The 613-nt window shown below is 70.6% G+C and carries 1 pseudogene; it reads right to left on the reverse strand.

What is annotated here, in order from left to right:
- Positions 1–480, reverse strand: a pseudogene (locus ABD323_RS43750) (hypothetical protein); the annotation flags it as partial.
- Between the last annotated feature and the right edge of the window lie 133 nt (positions 481–613).

A 613-nucleotide genomic window follows, 5' to 3' on the forward strand; every position in this document is an offset into this window, starting at 1 on the left:
CTTCTTCGCCTCGGCGTTGTCGAAGCAGCAGAGCACGATGGTGTGCTCGGGGTAGTGGTCGGCGTAGAACCGCAGCAGCTCGGGGTCGATGCCGGGGCGTTTGCGCGCGGGCACCTGGGCCAGCGCGGCCGGAATCTGTGTCGCGTCCTCGGCGAGCAGCACCGTGTAGATGTCGTGGTCGAACACCTGGACCGAGCGCGGGGTGCTCGCCGACCGCGTCCGCTCGTGAAGCTGCCCGGGCGGGCGGACCGCGTCCACCATGCGGGACAGGATGTCGGTGCAGCCGCCTGCGGAGAGGAAGTTCTCGGGGCTCATGGAGCGGCCGGGCAGGTGGAGCAGCATCGCGTTGGCACCGGCGGAGAGATCCCCCGCCGTGTTCTGGTAGCCCAGGACGTGGATCCCCCCGTGCTGCGGGTGGCGCCGACGCCCGGTGTACAGCGTGGTGCCGGAGAACTCTGCCCGGTTCGTCGAGACGCACATGGGCTCAACCTAGTGGCGGCAGCGGGGTTTTCGGGATCGGTCGGGTCGTCGGCCCGGCGCCGCGGAACGAGGCCGCAGTACCGCTCCCGGGGGGGCGGCCGGATCGGTAGCTCGCCTTGACCTCCTCGAAGAG

Origin of the sequence: Kitasatospora nipponensis (assembly GCF_039528135.1) — a bacterium.
Classification (GTDB): Bacteria; Actinomycetota; Actinomycetes; order Streptomycetales; family Streptomycetaceae; genus Kitasatospora; species Kitasatospora nipponensis.